The following is a 219-nucleotide window of genomic DNA, read 5'->3' as shown; positions in this document are numbered from 1 at the left end:
GACTGGGGTCGCAGGTTCGAGCGGTGTTCGCCGCCAGCCACAGAGCCCGTCGTAGGTACGGGGATCCGCGTTTGGACCTCCGCGCCCGGCTCGCCGTATACTGACCGGATTGCTTGACGGTGGGATCGATGCCCGCGAAGGCGACTAGTAGAACCATTCCTTAATTCGTGATAATCACGGAAGGTTATGGTACGGTAAGGGAAATCCTTGGTTGGAGGT

General features: G+C 58.9%; 1 pseudogene. It reads right to left on the bottom strand.

Annotation, left to right across the window (positions count from 1 at the left end):
• Positions 1-148, bottom strand: a pseudogene (locus tag HIJ39_RS23610) (transposase); the annotation flags it as partial.
• Between the last annotated feature and the right edge of the window lie 71 nt (positions 149-219).

The organism is Sulfobacillus harzensis, from assembly GCF_012933365.1.
In the GTDB taxonomy this organism is placed as follows: domain Bacteria; phylum Bacillota; class Sulfobacillia; order Sulfobacillales; family Sulfobacillaceae; genus Sulfobacillus_B; species Sulfobacillus_B harzensis.
The sequence above is the reverse complement of the archived record's forward strand: the minus strand, read 5'-3'. Positions and strand labels throughout refer to the sequence as shown.